This window comes from Streptomyces sp. NPDC001663, assembly GCF_042893105.1.
Taxonomy (GTDB): Bacteria; Actinomycetota; Actinomycetes; order Streptomycetales; family Streptomycetaceae; genus Streptomyces.
Window position 1 is genome coordinate 249,809 of sequence record NZ_JBIAUR010000007.1, and the last position, 16,910, is coordinate 266,718.

The 16,910-nt window shown below is 70.3% G+C and carries 16 protein-coding genes; 11 read left to right on the forward strand and 5 right to left on the reverse strand.

Features of this window, described 5'->3' with window-relative positions; translation table 11 throughout:
- Positions 1 to 25 precede the first annotated feature (25 nt).
- Positions 26 to 1,333 carry an ABC transporter substrate-binding protein gene (locus tag ACFY1L_RS23710; RefSeq protein WP_388827604.1) on the reverse strand — a complete coding sequence of 436 codons (1,308 nt, stop codon included), beginning with the start codon at positions 1,331 to 1,333 and terminating at the stop codon, positions 26 to 28.
- A 117-nt stretch (positions 1,334 to 1,450) separates the two neighbouring features.
- Here ACFY1L_RS23710 and ACFY1L_RS23715 point away from each other — a divergent pair, with 117 nt between their 5' ends.
- Positions 1,451 to 1,951 (forward strand): hypothetical protein, encoded by a 501-nt coding sequence (locus ACFY1L_RS23715; RefSeq protein ID WP_351330847.1) that lies wholly within the window; start codon positions 1,451 to 1,453, stop codon positions 1,949 to 1,951.
- A 46-nt stretch (positions 1,952 to 1,997) separates the two neighbouring features.
- On the forward strand, positions 1,998 to 2,882 hold the full coding sequence (purU, locus tag ACFY1L_RS23720) for a formyltetrahydrofolate deformylase (RefSeq protein ID WP_351330845.1): 885 nt from the start codon (positions 1,998 to 2,000) through the stop codon (positions 2,880 to 2,882).
- Positions 2,883 to 3,049: 167 nt separating this feature from the next.
- On the opposite strand, the gene ACFY1L_RS23725 is transcribed toward purU, so the two are convergent.
- Positions 3,050 to 4,453 carry a zf-HC2 domain-containing protein gene (locus tag ACFY1L_RS23725; protein WP_388827609.1) on the reverse strand — a complete coding sequence of 468 codons (1,404 nt, stop codon included), beginning with the start codon at positions 4,451 to 4,453 and terminating at the stop codon, positions 3,050 to 3,052.
- Entirely contained in the window at positions 4,450 to 5,031 is a 582-nt protein-coding gene (locus ACFY1L_RS23730; RefSeq protein WP_388827612.1) for a sigma-70 family RNA polymerase sigma factor, read from the reverse strand. The genes ACFY1L_RS23725 and ACFY1L_RS23730 overlap by 4 nt, the downstream gene beginning before the upstream one ends.
- Positions 5,032 to 5,345: 314 nt before the next feature.
- On the opposite strand from ACFY1L_RS23730, the gene ACFY1L_RS23735 reads away from it, so the two are divergent.
- Complete coding sequence (locus tag ACFY1L_RS23735) at positions 5,346 to 5,726, forward strand: STAS domain-containing protein (RefSeq protein WP_388827615.1); 381 nt, start codon at positions 5,346 to 5,348, stop codon at positions 5,724 to 5,726.
- Between the two features lie 168 nt (positions 5,727 to 5,894).
- Positions 5,895 to 6,407, forward strand: coding sequence for an EF-hand domain-containing protein (locus ACFY1L_RS23740; RefSeq protein WP_388827618.1), 513 nt, complete (start codon positions 5,895 to 5,897; stop codon positions 6,405 to 6,407).
- Here the strand turns inward: ACFY1L_RS23740 and ACFY1L_RS23745 are convergent.
- Positions 6,391 to 7,914 carry a class I adenylate-forming enzyme family protein gene (locus ACFY1L_RS23745; protein WP_388827621.1) on the reverse strand — a complete coding sequence of 508 codons (1,524 nt, stop codon included), beginning with the start codon at positions 7,912 to 7,914 and terminating at the stop codon, positions 6,391 to 6,393. The two genes, ACFY1L_RS23740 and ACFY1L_RS23745, sit on opposite strands and share 17 nt — an antisense overlap.
- 151 nt (positions 7,915 to 8,065) lie before the next feature.
- On the opposite strand from ACFY1L_RS23745, the gene ACFY1L_RS23750 reads away from it, so the two are divergent.
- From ACFY1L_RS23750 to ACFY1L_RS23765, 4 genes are all read left to right on the forward strand, one after another.
- A complete protein-coding gene (locus ACFY1L_RS23750) occupies positions 8,066 to 9,259 on the forward strand; it encodes an amidohydrolase family protein (protein ID WP_388827624.1) in 1,194 nt (397 codons plus the stop codon).
- Positions 9,259 to 10,392 carry an acyl-CoA dehydrogenase gene (locus ACFY1L_RS23755; protein ID WP_388827627.1) on the forward strand — a complete coding sequence of 378 codons (1,134 nt, stop codon included), beginning with the start codon at positions 9,259 to 9,261 and terminating at the stop codon, positions 10,390 to 10,392. The genes ACFY1L_RS23750 and ACFY1L_RS23755 overlap by 1 nt, the downstream gene beginning before the upstream one ends.
- 3 nt (positions 10,393 to 10,395) lie before the next feature.
- Complete coding sequence (locus ACFY1L_RS23760) at positions 10,396 to 11,301, forward strand: acyl-CoA dehydrogenase family protein (protein ID WP_388827630.1); 906 nt, start codon at positions 10,396 to 10,398, stop codon at positions 11,299 to 11,301.
- A gap of 486 nt (positions 11,302 to 11,787) precedes the next feature.
- A complete protein-coding gene (locus ACFY1L_RS23765; protein ID WP_388828393.1) occupies positions 11,788 to 12,249 on the forward strand; it encodes an ATP-binding protein in 462 nt (153 codons plus the stop codon).
- A gap of 394 nt (positions 12,250 to 12,643) precedes the next feature.
- Here the strand turns inward: ACFY1L_RS23765 and ACFY1L_RS23770 are convergent, their stop codons facing one another.
- Positions 12,644 to 13,579: a cyclase family protein gene (locus tag ACFY1L_RS23770; RefSeq protein WP_388827633.1), complete on the reverse strand. Its 936-nt coding sequence runs from the start codon at positions 13,577 to 13,579 to the stop codon at positions 12,644 to 12,646.
- An 84-nt stretch (positions 13,580 to 13,663) separates the two neighbouring features.
- On the opposite strand from ACFY1L_RS23770, the gene ACFY1L_RS23775 reads away from it, so the two are divergent.
- The 3 genes from ACFY1L_RS23775 (at position 13,664) to ACFY1L_RS23785 (ending at position 16,907) form a co-directional block, all read left to right on the forward strand.
- On the forward strand, positions 13,664 to 14,578 hold the full coding sequence (locus ACFY1L_RS23775) for an SDR family oxidoreductase (RefSeq protein WP_388827636.1): 915 nt from the start codon (positions 13,664 to 13,666) through the stop codon (positions 14,576 to 14,578).
- 131 nt (positions 14,579 to 14,709) lie between these two features.
- Positions 14,710 to 15,858, forward strand: a complete 1,149-nt coding sequence (locus ACFY1L_RS23780; protein ID WP_388827639.1) for an acyl-CoA dehydrogenase family protein — start codon at positions 14,710 to 14,712, stop codon at positions 15,856 to 15,858.
- Entirely contained in the window at positions 15,858 to 16,907 is a 1,050-nt protein-coding gene (locus ACFY1L_RS23785; protein WP_388827643.1) for a Zn-dependent alcohol dehydrogenase, read from the forward strand. The genes ACFY1L_RS23780 and ACFY1L_RS23785 overlap by 1 nt, the downstream gene beginning before the upstream one ends.
- The last annotated feature ends 3 nt before the right edge of the window (positions 16,908 to 16,910 follow it).

Consider the following 16,910-nt stretch of genomic DNA (forward strand, 5'->3'; position numbering starts at 1 on the left):
GGCCTCGGTCCGCGTCCGCGCTCTGTCAGTTCACGTCCGCGCTCTCCAGCGTCTTCGTCATGTCGACGAACCCCTCCTGCGCCGCCACGAGTTGACCCTGCCGTACGACCTGGAGGGTCACGTCGGCGTTGACCAGGCGGGAGAAGCCGATGCCGGCCAGCCGGCCCTCGGAACCCCAATGCAGCGTCGGCGTGAGTCCGCCCGTGTCGACCTTCAGCCCGTCGTCGAGGGCCTTGCGCACGGTCTGGGAGGTGACCTCGCCGCCGCCCAGCGAATCGACGACGGCCTTGAACACGGTGTAGGCGATCCAGGTCGTCTGCACTCCGGCGTCCGCGGCGTCGATGCGGTTGTCGCCGAAGGCCTGCTGCTGGATCACCTTCTTCATGCCGTCCCAGCGCGCATCGCTCGCGGGCGGGTACCAGCCGGTGATGTACGAGCCCTCGTACGGCCCCGACTGCCCGCCGGACTCGTTGATCACCGTCTGGTCGACGCTGTCGAGGGTGGCCGCGGTGCGCACCGTCGGGTAGTCCTCGCGGGCGCGCCGGAAGGAGTCCATGAAGGTGTCGGTGCGGTCCCCGAGCGCGGGAATCACGCACCCCTTCTTCGCCGGGTTGCCGGTCGCTGCCCCGAGGGCCCTCTGCGACGGCGCCGAGTACTCGGTGGTGTCGTCCGCCGCCCGCTGGTCGACCGCGTCCGCGTGCCCGCCCGCCTTCAGACCGGAGTCCAGCATGGGCGGCAGTTCGTCGCCCGCGATGCTGTCGGGCCGGATCAGCGCGACGGGGCCGCAACTGCCGGCGAGTTCCTTGCCGAGGCCGGCCAGCAGGGCGGGCTGGCCGCCGTTGACCGGGTAGGACAGCGGGCTGGTGAACTCGGAGTTGGTGACGCCGTAGCCGCCTATGAAGGGGATGCCGGCGCCTTCCAGCTCGGGCAGGTAGGAGTCGCCGTACTGGCTGTAGGAGCCGACGACCGCGACGACGTTCTCCTTGACGGCGTACGTGGCGCACTTCGCGGCGGCCACGCTGTCGTTGTGGTCGTTGCAGGTCAGGACCTTCAGCTTGCGGCTGTTGATGCCGCCGCGGGAGTTGATCCAGCGGGCGTAGGCCTTCGCGAAGGCGGGCATGCCGGGCTTGTTGGTCGCGTTGGTCTCTTCCGGCGCCCAGGTCATGACGGTGATCGAGTCATCCCCGGAGCCCCCCGTGGCACCGGGGATGACCCCGCAACCGGCGGCGAGCGACGCACAGACGGCCAGTGCCCCCGCCGAGAGGGCGGTGGCTCTGACGGGCCGGGTGCGTGTGGGGAGGAAGGTGCTGCGGATGCGTCGCCTGCCGGTCATGGACACACACGCTTCCGCCACATCGCCAACCCGGGGGTGACCTTTGGTTATGGAGCGGTGACGTAAAGGTGAATTGCGGGGGTCGGTGAGACGGAGGAGAGGGAGAACGTACGATCGATGACCGTGCAAGGTTCGGAGAACTCTTCCCGTCGCGGCCGTCGCTCATCCACCATGGGCGGCATGCCCCTGAACGACATGCCATGGTGGCGCTGGCGCAGCAACGTGCGCTCCGCGCTGCACATGCTCTCCGATCCGGCGTTCCAGCGCGACGTCTGGCTGGCCGGTGTCGACGGGTACGGGGACGTCACCGACGCCGTGTACCGCCTGGTCGAGGACACCTGGCTGGACAACTGGTCCGCCGAGAAGTACGTCGGCACGATCTTCCGGGACTCCCAGGAGGCGGCCCTCGTGGACACCGCCGTGCTGCGGGTGCTGCGGATCATGCACACGGTCGGGCCCGACGCCCCGGTCTCCGCGTATCTGGAGAACCAGGCCTGGCCGGAGGCGGTGCGGGCGGCGCGGGACGCGCACGTGCGGATGGCCGCGGCCGACGGGGAGGACCCGGACACACCGCCGCGCACCCTCGAGGTGCTGCGGATCATGACCCGGTCCGCTTGACGGACGCCGGTCCGCGCGGGCTGCCGTATATGGGACGCTGTCCTGCATGAATGAGCAGTCCGGCCGAGCCGCGTCGGCCCCCGCCGATCAGTACGTCCTCACTCTGTCCTGCCCCGACAAGCAGGGCATCGTGCACGCCGTGTCGAGCTATCTCTTCATGACCGGCTGCAACATCGAGGACAGCCAGCAGTTCGGCGACCACGACACGGGTCTGTTCTTCATGCGCGTCCACTTCTCCGCCGAGGCGCCGGTGACGGTGGACAAGCTGCGGGCGAGCTTCGCGGCGATCGGTGACTCCTTCCACATGGACTGGCAGATCAACCGGGCCGAGGACAAGATGCGGGTCGTGCTGATGGTCAGCAAGTTCGGGCACTGCCTGAACGACCTGCTGTTCCGGGCGCGGATCGGGGCGCTGCCGGTGGAGATCGCGGCCGTGGTGTCCAACCACACGGACTTTGCCGAGCTGGTGGGGTCGTACGGGATTCCCTTCCGCCATATTCCGGTGACGAAGGACACGAAGGCGGATGCGGAGGCGCAGCTGCTGGAGATTGTCCGCGAGAACGATGTCGAGCTGGTGGTGCTGGCTCGGTACATGCAGGTGCTGTCCGACGATCTGTGCAAGCAGTTGAGCGGGCGGATCATCAATATCCATCACTCGTTCCTGCCGAGCTTCAAGGGTGCGAAGCCGTATCACCAGGCTCATGCGCGGGGTGTGAAGCTGATCGGGGCTACGGCGCACTATGTGACCGCCGACCTTGATGAGGGGCCGATCATCGAGCAGGAGGTCGAGCGGGTCGGGCACGATGTCACGCCGGATCAGCTTGTTGCGATCGGGCGGGATGTGGAGTGCCAGGCGCTGGCGCGGGCGGTCAAGTGGCATGCCGAGCGTCGTATTTTGCTCAATGGGCGACGGACGGTTGTGTTCGCCTAGGAGCTCGGGTTCTTCAGTCGTCGGGCGGGTGCGGGTTGTCTGTGGCTGGTCGCGCAGTTCCCCGCGCCCCTAAAAGCCTGCAGCGAGCCCGGCTTTTTTAGGGGCGCGGGGAACTGCGCGAGCAACCCCCACACACCCGCGCTCGCCGACGAATCCGAAACCCACCCCTACATCCGGCTCAACGACGCCGCCGCGAACAGTACGTCCCTGATCGCCTCGCGGTCGCCCACCTGCCCCGCTGCCGCTTCCGCAGGAGACACGTGGCCGGCTGCCAGGCGGCAGAACTCCACGCCGTCCAGGGCCACGTGGGCCACCTCCCGGTCCGCCGAGCCCAGGGCCGCGGGGGAGTCCAGGGGGATCAGCCACTCGCCGCCGCCGAGGCCTTCGATCTCCAGGCGGAGGCTGCGGCCGGGCTCGCCGGCAGGGACGAGGTGGTGGTGGGGCGGGGCCGCCAGGCCGGCCTGGCGGCGGGCGGCGAGTACGTTCGGCAGGACGCGGGCCGCCAGGTCGATCATGCGGTGCAGGTGGCGGGGGGACGGCGGCCCGTACGGGTAGTCGACCGCCTCGGCGATGTCCTCCGCGTGCACCCAGCACTCGAAGGCCCGGTCCAGCATCGCGTCGCGCAGCGGCAGTTCGAAGTCGCCGTACGAGACCGCGGGGCGTGCCGAGCCGGAGCCGCCGCCCGTGAAGGACACCGTGCGCACGAGGTCGTGGCTCTGCTCGCGCCACGGCCCCCGGACCCCGCGGGTCGGCGGGAAGTACGAGGCGCGCCAGTACGCCTCGGTGCGGGCCTCGGGCGTGGGGTGCTCCGCGGCGGCCTTGCCCAGCGGGTCGTCCAGGCCGAGGGCCACCGCGACCAGCCCGTCGACGGTGAGCAGGTGGGCGATGACGCCGGCGACGGTCGTACGACGGCTCGTCGGGCCCTCGCCCTCGAACCAGCGCAGCCGCACGGGCGCGTGCCACTCGGCGTCCCCGATGTCCTGCAGCAGGGCGTCCAGCCGCGCGGTCTCCGCGTCGTACGGAGCCGCCCAGTCGGGCACCGGGATGCGCGGCGGGCGTCGGCCGAGGCAGCCGTCGAGGACACGGGTGCGCAGCGCCGGGTCCAGGTCGAGGCTCTCCTGCGGGTGCAGCAGGCCCACGGCGTCGCGCAGCCGCAGGGCCTCGTCGGCGCAGGAGCCGCAGTCACCGAGGTGCTCCTCGACGGCCGTCGCCTCCTCGGGCGAGCAGGCGGCGAGCGCCCACGCGCCGAGAAGCGACTTGAGGACCCGGTGCTCCAGGACGAGCGGGGCCGGCCGGGGCGTCAGGTGCCCCAGGTCCTCCAGCGCGGGCAGTGGCCGTCCGCCGTCCTCCACGGAGGCGCGGGGCATCGGTATGCGGGGCGATCGGTCGGGGTCCTGGCCCTTGCCATTGCCGTCGCCGTTCTCGGGACCGCCGGGACCGGAAAGGCCGGGACCACCGGGGCCCGACGGTCCGCCCGGGGCGCCGTATCCCTCCTGCTGCTCTTCCTTGTCTTCTTTCTGCTCGTCCTCGCCCTCGAATCCCCCGTGGTCGAAGCGGTCCGCGTCGCTCACGCCGCACCCCCGTAGCCGGGCGGTGCCCCGGGTGCGCCGGCGTCGTGGGCGGTGGACAGCAGCTGCAGGCCGAGGCGGAGCCGGCGGCGGGCCTCGTCCTCGGTGACGCCGAGGTCGGCCGCGGTCTGGCGGTAGTCGCGGCGCTGGAAGTAGGCGAGCTCCAGGGCGGCGCGCAGCGGGACGGGCATGGACTGGACGATGTAGTCGGCGCGGGCGGCGACCGAGGCGCGGCGGACCTTGCGCTCGAGCTCCTCGGCGGAGCCGCCGGAGCCCTGGGCCAGGGCGGCGGTCTCGGTGGCGCGCAGCCGCTGCACGGCCAGGCGGTGGGTCAGCGTGGCGACCCAGGAGCGCAGCGGACCCTGCTTGGGGTCGTACGCCTCGGGGTGCTCCCAGACATGGACGAAGACGTCGCGGGTGATGCCGTCGGCGGCGCGCTCGTCGCCGAGGACGCGGTGGGCCAGGCCGTGCACGAGCGAGGCGAACCGGTCGTAGAGCTCGCCGAGGGCGGCCGCCTCACCGCGTGCAAGTCGCTGCTGCATCTTGCGGTCCCAGCGGGGCGGTGCGTCCTTCTTCGCCATACGGCCCCCTCACCCCTGCCTCTGCGCGTGCCCTGACCAGCCTGCGTCCACCGTCTCCTCGAATGTAGTCGGCACCTGCGACAGCGCACGCCCCTTTGTGGCAATGCGCGCCCCCGGCCGATCCGCAGGTGATAGTGGACCTTCGCCTACCCGGTTCAGATCTGATCGAACAGGATCGAAGGCGACTAAAACAAGCCTCTTCTGATCGGTTTCCGTTTCTGTCGCCGTGTTTCAGGGAACGGCCGCTGGGCAGCCGCGCTGCAAGGAAGCGTAGGGATGACTTCCGTTTGCGGGGGGTCCGGCGAGCGAAGGGCATGGTGGTGGCGTTCAAGGTGACCTGCGTGGAGCAGGGTGAGTGGGACGTTCTCCGGGTGTCGGGCGAACTGGATCTGGTGACGTCGCCGACGCTGCGGCAACGAGTGCACGACGTGGTGGCGGAGGGCGGCCACTGCCTCGTGCTGGACCTCTCCGAGGTCTTCTTCTGCGACTCCAGCGGCGTCGGCGTGCTGATAGCGGCCCGCCGGCTGATCCGCTCCTGCCAGGGCCGGCTGCGCCTGATACTCCCGGCCCGGGGCGCGGTCGAGGGCTCGCACGTCAACCGCGTGCTGGGCGCTCTCGGTGTCCGCCGCCTGTTCGACGTGTACGCCGACCTGGAGGCGGCCGTCGCGGAGGAGGCCGACCCGCTGTCGGCCTGACCTGGGCTGCAGCTACCGGAGAGTTACAGATCGCTCCTGTGTGCCACACCGTTGTCCCGAAATTCCCCCGGTCTTGGCACAAGCGTCGCTTTCCCGCGCCCGGAGGCCCCCTCGCGTCGTACGCTCCGACGAGACGCACCCGAGATGACGTAAGGCGGCCCGAAAGACATGGTCAGCAGCGAGTACGAGCGCCGGATCGCGGCCCGGTTCGCCACCTTCGACCAGGACGGCAACGGCTACATCGACCGCGAGGACTTCAGCGGGGCGGCCAAGGCGCTGCTCACCGAGTTCGGCGTCGCGGCCCGCTCCGACAAGGGCCAGGCGCTGTACGCCGGCGCCGAGGCGTTCTGGCAGGGTATGGCCGGGATAGCGGACCGGGACGGCGACCAGCGCATCAACCGCGACGAGTTCGTGAACGGCGCGGTCAAGCGCCTGCGCGACAACCCCGACCGGTTCGCCGAGATCGCCCGCCCCTTCCTGCACGCGGCCATCGCCCTCGCGGACACCGGCGGCGACGGAACGGCCACCGTCGAGGACACCGCGCGCGTACTGCGCATTCTCGGAGCGGACGACGAGATCGCCAAGGCGGCCGCCGCCGCGCTGGATGCGGACGGCGACGGCAGGATCGGCGAGGCGGAGATCGTGCCCGCCTTCGCCCGCTACTTCACGGTCCCTGAGTAGCGCTCCCCGAATACCGCTCGCGCAGCTTGTACTTGAGCACCTTCCGCAGCGTCTCATTGCGCGGAAGGGCGTCCACCACCTCCAGCTGCTCCGGCAGCTTGTGCACGGACAGCCCTTCCGCCCGCAGATACGAAGTCACCGCGCCCAAGGTCAACTCCTCGGCCCCCTCCGGCTGTTCCACCACCGCGCACACCCGCTCCCCGCGCTCGGTGTCCGGCAGCCCGATCACCGCCACGTCCCCGACGGCCGGGTGCGCGGCCAGCAGGTCCTCGATCTCCTTCGCCGAGATGTTCTCGCCCTTGCGGATGATCACGTCCTTGAGCCGCCCGGTGAGCACCAGATGCCCGCTGCCGGTCAGCTGCCCCAGGTCGCCGGTGCGCAGGAACCCCACCTCGTCGAAGGCCTCCGCGGTCTGCGCCGGATCCAGGTACCCCTGGCACACGGCCTCCCCACGCAGTCGCACCTCCCCGTCCACGATCCGTATCTCCATCCCCTCCGGCGGCCGCCCCTCGGTCGTCGCGAGGTTCTCCACGGTGTCGTCCGGCGACCCCATGGTGATCATCGGCACCTCGGTCATGCCGTACCCGTGCGTGAGCTGCACCCCCATCTCGCGTACGACGGCGTGGTACACCTCCGGCGGCTTCGGCGCCCCACCGCCCGCGAGCAGTCGTAGCGAAGGAATGACCTTCTGCCCGGGCTGCTTGCGCTGTTCCGCCAGGAACATCGAGTAGAACGCCGTCGACCCGCCCGCGACCGTGACGCCGTGCTTGCGGTAGCCCTCCAGCGCGTCCGGCAGTGCGAACTGCTCGAACATCACCGCCGGGAAGCCGTACAGCAGCAGCATCACCGTGTAGTCGGGCCCGGCGATGTGGGCGTACGGGAAGGCCATCGAGCCCACGTCGTCCGCCGACAGGTGCAGCGCATGAGCGAGGCACGAGCCGCCCGCGATCAGCGAACGGTCCGTGTGCAGTACGCCCTTGGGGTCGGAGGTGGTGCCCGAGGTCCAGTAGATCCAGCGGACGGCGGTGCCGTCGGCGGGCGGGGCCGGCAGCACGCCCGGATCACCGTCGGGCAGGTCGGCGCCGTCGTACGCCTCGAAGATCCCCTTCGCCCCGAGCCGCCGCGCCATCCCCGTGTGGTCGAAGCCCCGCCACCGCCCGGGTACGGCGAAGTACTCGGCCTTCGACTCCCGGAGCGCGAAGCCGACTTCGCGGTCCCGGTAGAACGGGATGACCGGCGTCTGTACGGCGCCCAGGCGGGCCAGTGCGAAGGACAGCAGGGCCGTCTCGATACGGGTGGGCAGCTGCCAGGCGACCACCGTCCCGGGGCGTACGCCCATGTCGTACAGGCCCGCCGCCACCCGCTCGGCACGCGCGCGCAGCTCGCCGAAGCTCAGGGAGCGGTCGTCCTGGAGCAGGACCGGGCGGTCGGGGGTGAGGTCGGCGCGGCGGGAGACCAGGTCCCAGAGGGTGCGGGACGAGCTGAGCGCGCGGGCGGTGTCGTTCACGGCGGCGCCTCCTGAAGCTGACGGACAGTCAGATCGTGGGCAGAGCGTAGGGCCCGGCGCCTTGTCGGTCCAGAGGCTCGGAGCTAGCCTGCTAGGCACAATCGTAATCTGACGACCCATCAGATAACGGCCAGTGCCGGCGGAGGGGACCATGACCGAACTGCCCCGCATCATCAGCGTCGACGACCATGTGATCGAGCCCGCGCACCTCTTCGAGACCTGGCTGCCGGCGAAGTACCGGGACCGCGGCCCGCAGCCGCTCACCGCCGGGATCGGCGAGCTCGCCTACGTCGCCGGCAAGTACCAGATCACGATGGACCCGGCGGGCCCGCCGACCGACTGGTGGATCTACGAGGACCTCAAGTTCCCGTACAAGCGCAACATCGCCGCCGTCGGCTTCGACCGCGACGAGATGACCCTGGAGGGGATCACCCGGGAGCAGATGCGGCGCGGGTGCTGGGATCCGAAGGCCCGGCTGGAGGACATGGACCTCAACCATGTCGAAGCCAGCCTCTGCTTCCCGTCCTTCCCGCGCTTCTGCGGGCAGACCTTCGCCGAGGCGCACGACAAGGAGGTCGCGCTGGCCTGTGTGCGCGCCTACAACGACTGGATGGTGGAGGAGTGGTGCGGGGACAGCGAGGGCCGGCTGATCCCGCTGTGCCTGATCCCGCTGTGGGACGTCGACCTCGCGGTCGCGGAGATCCGGCGCAACGCCGCGCGCGGGGTGAAGGCGGTGACCTTCTCCGAGATCCCCACCTACCTGGGCCTGCCCTCCATCCATTCCGGTTACTGGGACCCGTTCTTCGCGGTCTGCCAGGAGACCGGCACGGTCGTCAACATGCACATCGGCAGCAGCTCGCAGATGCCGGCCGCGTCGCCCGACGCACCGCCCGCGGTGCAGGCCTCGCTGAGCTTCAACAACGCCATGGCCTCGATGATGGACTACCTGTTCAGCGGGGTCCTGGTGAAGTTCCCGCGCCTCAAACTCGCCTACTCCGAGGGGCAGATGGGCTGGATCCCGTACGCCCTGGAGCGCGCCGACGACGTCTGGGAGGAACACCGCGCGTGGGGCGGCGTACGGGACCTGATCCCGGAGCCGCCGTCGACGTACTACTACCGGCAGATGTTCTGCTGCTTCTTCCGCGACAAGCACGGCGTCGCCTCGCTGGACGTGGTGGGCCGCGACAACGCCACCTTCGAGACCGATTACCCGCACGTCGACTCGACCTTCCCGCACACCAAGGAGGTCGCCCTCGACCATGTGAAGGGCCTCGACGACGAGACGGTCTACAAGCTGATGCGGGGGAACGCGATCCGCATGCTGGACCTGGAGTTCGACCGCTGATGGACCTGTCGTACTCGCCCGAGGAGGAGGAGTTCCGGGCGCGGCTGCGGGAGTGGCTCGGCAAGGTGCTGCCGACCCTGCCGCCGAAACCGTCCCCGGACGACTGGCCGGGGCGCAGGGCGTACGACCTCGGCTGGCAGCGGATGCTGTACGACGCCGGGTACGCCGACGTCCACTGGGACGCCTCCCCGACCACCAGGCTGATCTTCCTGGAGGAGACCGAGAAGGCCGGCGCGCCCTACGTGGGCGCGAACTTCGTCGGCCTGCTGCACGCCGGGCCGACGATCGCCGCCGAGGGGAGCGCCGAGCAGCGGGCGCGCTGGCTGCCGCCGATCCTGCGCGGCGAGGAGGTGTGGTGCCAGGGCTTCAGCGAACCGGACGCCGGGTCCGACCTCGCGGCGTTGCGCACGCGCGCGCGTAGGGACGGCGACGACTATGTGGTGAGCGGGTCCAAGATCTGGACCTCCCATGCCGAAGTGGCCGACTGGTGCGAGCTGTTGGTCCGCACGGACCCCGACGCGCCGAAGCACAAGGGCATCACCTGGCTCGCCATGCCGATGGACGCCCCGGGGATCACGGTGCGGCCGCTGCGAACCCTTGCCGGATCGGCCGAGTTCGCCGAGGTGTTCCTCGACGACGTGCGTGTGCCGGTCGCGAACCGGGTCGGGGACGAGAACGACGGCTGGCGCGTGACGATGGTGACGCTGTCCTTCGAGCGCGGTACGGCGTTCGTCGGCGAGGTGGTCGCCTGTCGGCGCGTGCTGGGCGAACTCGCCGCCGAGGCGCGGAGGAACGGGCGCTGGGACGACCCCGTGCTCCGGCGGCGGCTGGGCAGGCTGAACGCCGAGTTCCGGGCGCTGTGGCGGCTGACGCAGTGGAACGTGAGCGAGGCGGAGGCCGGCGGCGGCGTTCCTGGGGTGGGCGGTTCGGTTTTCAAACTGCGGTATTCGCATGCGCGGCAGGAGTTGTACGACGCCGCGGCGGAGGTCTTGGGGCCGGGATCCCTGGACCTGGACGCGCCCTGGACGCTCGATCGGCTGTCGTCGCTGTCGTACACCATCGCGGCCGGTACCTCGCAGATTCAGCGGAACATCGTGGCCGAGCGGATTCTCGGGCTGCCCAAGGGGAGGTGAGCGGTGCGGTTTCAATTGACCGAGGAGCAGCGGGCGTTGCGGGGTGCTGTGCGGGATGTGGTCGGTCGTCGGTCGGCTGCGGCGCCGTCGTGGCTGGTCGCGCAGTTCCCCGCGCCCCTTACCGGCAGTGTGCAGCCCGGCGGTTCTCAGTTCGGTCTTGATCGGGGCTTGTGGCGGGATCTCGGGGACCTCGGGTTCTTCTCCCTGCGGCTGCCCGAAGCCGACGGCGGGGCCGGACTCGGGCTTCCGGAAGCCGTGTTGGCGTTCGAGGAGGCGGGGCGGGCGCTCGTGCCGGGGCCGCTCGTGGCGACGCATCTCGCTGCCGGGGAAGTGCCCGGTGCGGCCACCGGGGAGGTCGTCGTGGCCGCCGTGGACGGACGGCTCGTGGAGTGGCTGGCGGAGGCCGACGTCGTACGGCCGGGCGCCGAGGGGGCCGTACCGCTGCGGTCGGTGGACCCGCTCACGCCGCTGCATCGGGTGCCGGCGCCGGGCCGCACCGACCCCGTGGCCGTGCTCCTCACCGCGGCCGAGCAGCTCGGCACGGCCGCGCGCGCGTGCGAGCTGGCCGTGCAACACGCCCGGACGCGTGAGCAGTTCGGGCAGCCGATCGGGGCCTTCCAGGCGGTCAAGCATCTGTGCGCGCAGCTGCTGGTGCGCGTCGAGGTGGCCCGTGCCGCGGTCTACGCGGCTGCTGTCACCGCCGACCGGGCCGACATCGCCGCGGCCCGGCTGCTCGCCGACGAGGCCGCCGTGCGCGGCGCCCGGGACTGCCTTCAGGTGCACGGCGGTATGGGCTTCACCTGGGAGAGCGAGGTGCATCTGCTGCTGAAGCGGGCCTGGGTGCGAGCGCAACGTGGCGGCGCCAACACGGAGAGTGAGGAGCTGCTCGCTGCCGATCTGGTCGCCTGAGAGCGTCGGCCTGCGGTGTTGCGGAGGCCGCTCTCGCAGATGTCGCGGATTGTGGCATACCGGAATTACGGAGCGTTGATATCGGGTTGTGTCCTACGCGTGACCCGTCACGTCCTGGAGTCGGCGTCCCGCTCCGGTACCTTCTGTGGGATGCGAGTGGTTCCGAGCACGAGCCGTGCCGGTGTTGCCCCCGGGGTGATGCCGGAACTGGCCTGTTCGAGTCCCCGCAATGAGCGTCGCACAGTATGCCGCACGGGTACTCCTTCGCGCTGGAATATGCCCGAAGCGCTTGTTGGGGTGACTGTACGTCAACCATGCTGTCTCTTAAGGGATTCACGTTCCGTGACCCTGGCTCTGGGCTCTGCACTGGCTGTTGTTCTGGTCATGCAGAAAATGGCTACGATCGTGGCCCTCGTTGCGGTGCGCGCGTGGCGCGAGGTCATGTGTCGGCCGGTTCGGATGGTGTGAGCGGTGCAGGTGCTTCAGGTGCAGCTGGAAGTGCGGCCCGACCCCGCGGAGGTGGGGCGAGCCCGGAGGTGGGCCCGTTCGCGCCTCGCCGGGTCCGGGATAGAGGCCGACGAGCCGCTCGCCGAGACGCTGATCCTGCTCGTCTCCGAACTGGTCACCAACGCCGTGGTGCACACCGGCTGTCCGGCCGTGCTGCGTCTGTCCCTGCCCGGAGTGGCGGGCGAGTCGGCCACCGTCCGCCTCGAGGTGGCCGACTCCAGTGACCGCGCCCCGGTGCCGCGTTGTGTGGACGGCGACGCGACCGGCGGTCGCGGCCTCGCACTTGTCGACGGTCTCGCCGACCGCTGGGGCTGGAGCCCCGAAGGAGCGGGCAAGCGCATCTGGTGCGAACTCGACCGCATCGACGGGTCCGGAGCGGCCGCGGAGGCGTGTGTCGCCGGTGCTTCGGCGTACGAGGGGCTGGCGTTCGAGGCGGTGTGACCGGCGCGCGGGTTCGGGGCCTGCCGGAAAGCCCGTCAGCTCCGGTGCATGGGTGCAGAAACCGCTGTCATGTCCTGCCTGGCAAGGTGCGATGCGCCCGGGTGTGCTTCCGTGCGCACCCATGGAAAATAGGGCGTAAGTAATAAATCCCCGTACAGGTGTTGACGCGCCGTGCCCGTTTGATCACGCTTGTGGGCAGCGATTCGCCGCGAGGGGACGACGAGGGCTTCGGTGACGGGAGCCCTCGACGAGTGTGGGTCGTGATTCGGCGTCGGCTCCCTCAGGGCCGGGAGGAGTCGGGGCGGGAGCGCCGAGTCGGTCGGCGGTGCGTGGTGCCGTGCTCGGGGCGGGAGCGGCGCGCCGCCGGCCGACACACTTCACACAACGGCGACTCTCACAGAACGGCCACGGGAGCCACCGGAGTTCCCGTCGCGCCGACGAAGGGTTCGGGCATCGCGGACAGCAGGAATGCATACCGGCCGGTTTCTCCACAGGCTGTGGACAACTCTTCGAGATTCCAGTTCTGGCCCTGCAGCATCCCCATCTCCACCAGGTCGAGCGCGTGCACCGGCAGCCACAGATCCTCGATCTCGGGCGGGAAGATCTCGAACGTGAGGGTGTCGTTGGCGACGGCGGCGACATCGCGCGCGTGGAACCACTCCGGGGCGCGGATCGACAGGCCCGGGGAGGGGTAGCCGTACGCGTGCTTGTCCCCGGCGAGACAGACCTGGATCTGCCCGGTCCGTACGAGCACGATGTCGCCGGCACGCACGCGCGTACCCGCCAACTCCTCGGCCGCCTCCAGGTCCTCGGGGGTGACCGCGTGGCCGCCCTCCAGTCGGTCGACGCCGTGCGCGCGTGCGATGTCGAGCAGCACCCCGCGCGAGACGACGTGCCGCGCCTTGTCGATGCCGCTGAACCCGGCGCCGCCGTGCGGGGTGATGGTGTCCGCGGGGCGGCCGTTGTAGAGCCTGCCGGAGTGCGAGACGTGGGTGAGCGCGTCCCAATGGGTGGCCGCCTGCAGGCCCATGGTCACCGCGTCGTCGCTGCACGCCACGGTTCCCGGGCCGAACAGCTCCTGGTTGATCTGCACCATGACGTGCAGTGGGTTGACCCGGCCCGGGATCATCCCGGTCTGGACGCCGTCCTGCTGCAGGGGGAGGGCGAGGGGGATGCGGCGGCCGCTGCGGACGGTCGCGGCGGCCTCGCGGACGACCTCGTCCGTGATCAGGTTGAGCGTGCCGATCTCGTCGTCCGCGCCCCAACGGCCCCAGTTGTTCACGCGCTTGGCGATCTCGTCGAACTCCGGATGAAGCGTCGGCAGTGACATCGGCCCTCCCCGGGGCTTGTCTCCGAGTATCTGACGGGTCATAAAATCTAACGGTCCGTCAGAAACCGCGGGAAGGGGCCGGGCGTGGGGAACTTCTTGGCAGGCAAGGTCGTCGCCGTGACCGGTGCGGGGCGGGGGATCGGGCGGGCGGTGGCCTTGGCGGCGGCGGGGGAGGGAGCGCGGGTCGTCGTCAACGACTACGGGGTGTCGGTGGACGGTGCGTCCCCGACGAGTGAGGTCGCGGAGGGCGTCGTCAAGGAGATCGAGGCGGCGGGCGGGGACGCGGTTGCCGTGGCCGACGATGTGTCGACGATGGCGGGCGGGCAGCGGGTTGTCGACGTCGCGTTGTCCTCGTACGGGCGGCTGGACGGTGTCGTCTGCGTTGCCGGGATTCTGCGGGAGCGGATGCTGTTCAACATGTCCGAAGACGAGTGGGATCCGGTCGTGGCCACTCATCTGAAGGGCACGTTCACTGTCTTTCGGGCGGCTTCCGCGGTGATGCGGCAGCAGCGGGCGGGGACGTTGATCGGGTTCACGAGCGGGAACCATCAGGGGTCGGTCTCGCAGGCCAATTACAGCGCGGCGAAGGGCGGGATCATCTCGCTGGTGCGGAGCGCTGCGCTGGGGTTGAACAAGTACGGGGTGAGCGCCAATGCGGTGGCGCCTGTTGCTCGTACGCGGATGTCGGCGAACGTGCCGACGGAGTTGGCGGAGATCGGGGAGCCGGAGGATGTGGCTGCGCTGGTCGTCTATCTGCTGTCCGACAAGGCTCGGGAGCAGGGGATCACCGGGCAGGTCTACACGATCGCGGGGCCCAAGCTGGCGGTTTGGGCTCAGCCGCGGGAGCTGCGGGCGGCGTATGCCTCCGGCGGGTGGACGCCGGAGACGATTGCGGAGTTCTTGCCGGGGTCGGTGGGGGTGGATCCGATGCCGATGCTGTCGCGGCTGGAGGCCATGGAGAGGGCGGCGCGAGCGGGGGAGCGACCGAACGCCCAGTAGCTCGCGGGGTTCTGTCGTGTGGCGGGTGCGGGTTTGTTGTGGCTGGTCGCGCCCACGCGGCGGAGCCGCAAATCGATACAGCCCCGCGCCCCTAAAAGCCGTTGCGATAACCGGTGTTGAGAGGAGATCCCGTGGACTTCGCGTTCACCGCAGAAGACGAGGCGTTTCGTGGTGAGGCTCGGAGCTGGCTCGCGGCGCACGTTTCGGAGGCGACGGACCGTCGTAGCTGGGAACGCACCCTCGGGAAAGACGGCTGGATCGGGCTCGGGTGGAGCGAAGGCGGATACGGCAATCGGATCGCCACGCTCACCCAACAGGTCGCCTGGGCCGAGGAGTACGCGCGGTCGGGGGCGCCTCCGCGCTCGGGCCACATCGGGGAGAACCTGCTTGCCCCCACCCTCCTCGCGCATGGGACGGAGGAGCAGAGGGCCCGCTTCCTTCCGCCGATCGTCGCCGGGGACGAGTTGTGGTGTCAGGGATACAGCGAGCCCGATGCCGGGTCCGACCTCGCCGGTGTGCGCACCATGGCTGTACGCGAGGGGGCGTACTACCGGATCTCCGGGCAGAAGGTCTGGACGTCGCTGGCTCATGAAGCCGACTGGTGTTTTGTGCTTGCTCGGACGGAGTCCGGGTCGCGGCGTCATCACGGGCTGAGCTTCCTTCTCGTTCCGATGGACCAACCGGGGCGGATCGAGGTGCGGCCCATCCGGCAGATGACCGGCACGAGTGAGTTCAACGAGGTGTTCTTCGACGGGGCGCGGGCGCGTGTGGAGCATGTCGTCGGTGCGGAGGGGCAGGGCTGGCGGGTTGCGATGAGCCTGTTGGGCTTCGAGCGCGGGGTGTCGACGCTGGCCCAACAGATCGGTTTCGCACAGGAGCTGACGCAGGTGGTCCGGACGGCCGTGGAGACCGGCGCCGCCGCCGACCCGGTCGTACGTGCCCGGCTCGTCCGCCAGTGGGCCGAGCTGCGCACCATGCGCTGGAACGCCCTGCGCACGCTGGGGGGCTCCGGTGACGCGGGCGCGCCGAGCGTGGCCAAGCTGCTGTGGGCGAACTGGCACCAGCGGCTGGGGGAGTTGGCGGTTCTCGTCCGGGGCGCGGGCGCCTCCGTCGGCCCCGGGGACTGGTCGCCCTCGGCACCGTACGAACTCGACCGTGACCAGCACCTGTTCCTCTTCTCCCGGGCCGACACGATCTACGGCGGTTCGGACCAGGTTCAGCGCACGATCATCGCCGAGCGTGTGCTCGGCCTGCCGAGGGAGCCCAAGGGGGTCGTCTGATGCGCGGAGTGGTGTTCGACGGGAAGCGGGTCGAGGTCGTGGACGACCTCGAGGTGCGGGATCCGGGGCCCGGGGAGGTGCAAGTCGCGGTTTCCGCGGCCGGGTTGTGTCACAGCGATCTGGCCGTGGTGGACGGGACCATACCTTTCTCCGTTCCTGTGGTGCTGGGGCATGAGGGGGCGGGGGTGGTGGAGGCCGTGGGGGCCGGTGTCACGCATGTCGCGGTCGGGGATCACGTGTCGCTGTCCACGCTGGCCAACTGCGGTACGTGCGCGGAGTGCGACCGGGGGCGGCCGACGATGTGCCGGCAGGCGATCGGGCGGCCGGGGCGGCCGTTCACGCAGGGCGGGCGGCCTGTCTACCAGTTCGCTTCCAACTCCGCTTTTGCGGAGCGGACCGTGGTGAAGGCCGTTCAGGCTGTGCGGATTCCGAAGGACATTCCCATGCCTTCCGCCGCGCTCATCGGGTGCGGGGTGCTGACCGGGGTGGGGGCCGTGCTCAACCGGGCGCGTGTGGACCGGGGGGACAGCGTGCTGGTCATCGGGACCGGGGGCATCGGGCTCAACGTCATTCAGGGCGCCCGGATCGCGGGAGCGACGCGGATCGTGGCGGTGGACGCGAACCCGGCGAAGGAGGCGGTGGCCCGGCAGTTCGGGGCGACCGACTTCCTGGGCTCCACGGAAGGGGTGCGGGACCTGCTGCCCACGGGGGTCGACCATGCCTTCGAGTGCGTGGGGCGGGTCGAACTCGTCCGGCAGGCGATCGACTTGCTGGATCGCCATGGGCAGGCGGTTCTGCTCGGTACGGCGCCGGCCACCGCGGAGGCGTCCTTCCTCGTCTCGTCGATGTTCCTGGACAAGTCGATTCTCGGGTGCCGGTACGGGTCTTCGCGGCCGCAGCGGGACATCCCGCTGTACGCGGAGCTGTATCGCCAAGGGCAGCTGTTCCTCGACGAGTTGGTGACCGAGACCTACCCGGTCGAGGACTTCGAGAAGGCGGTGGGGGACGCGGAGGCGGGGCGGGTGGCGCGCGGGGTGCTCACGTTCTGAGGG

Coding starts and splice junctions, on each gene's coding strand:
- ACFY1L_RS23770 (WP_388827633.1), bottom strand. CDS start 13,579: ATGTCACTGCCGACGCTTCATCCGGAGTTCGACGAGATCGCCAAGCGC.
- ACFY1L_RS23750 (WP_388827624.1), top strand. CDS start 8,066: ATGACCGAACTGCCCCGCATCATCAGCGTCGACGACCATGTGATCGAG.
- ACFY1L_RS23755 (WP_388827627.1), top strand. CDS start 9,259: ATGGACCTGTCGTACTCGCCCGAGGAGGAGGAGTTCCGGGCGCGGCTG.
- ACFY1L_RS23710 (WP_388827604.1), bottom strand. CDS start 1,333: ATGACCGGCAGGCGACGCATCCGCAGCACCTTCCTCCCCACACGCACC.
- ACFY1L_RS23730 (WP_388827612.1), bottom strand. CDS start 5,031: ATGGCGAAGAAGGACGCACCGCCCCGCTGGGACCGCAAGATGCAGCAG.
- purU (WP_351330845.1), top strand. CDS start 1,998: ATGAATGAGCAGTCCGGCCGAGCCGCGTCGGCCCCCGCCGATCAGTAC.
- ACFY1L_RS23785 (WP_388827643.1), top strand. CDS start 15,858: ATGCGCGGAGTGGTGTTCGACGGGAAGCGGGTCGAGGTCGTGGACGAC.
- ACFY1L_RS23735 (WP_388827615.1), top strand. CDS start 5,346: ATGGTGGTGGCGTTCAAGGTGACCTGCGTGGAGCAGGGTGAGTGGGAC.
- ACFY1L_RS23715 (WP_351330847.1), top strand. CDS start 1,451: ATGACCGTGCAAGGTTCGGAGAACTCTTCCCGTCGCGGCCGTCGCTCA.
- ACFY1L_RS23740 (WP_388827618.1), top strand. CDS start 5,895: ATGGTCAGCAGCGAGTACGAGCGCCGGATCGCGGCCCGGTTCGCCACC.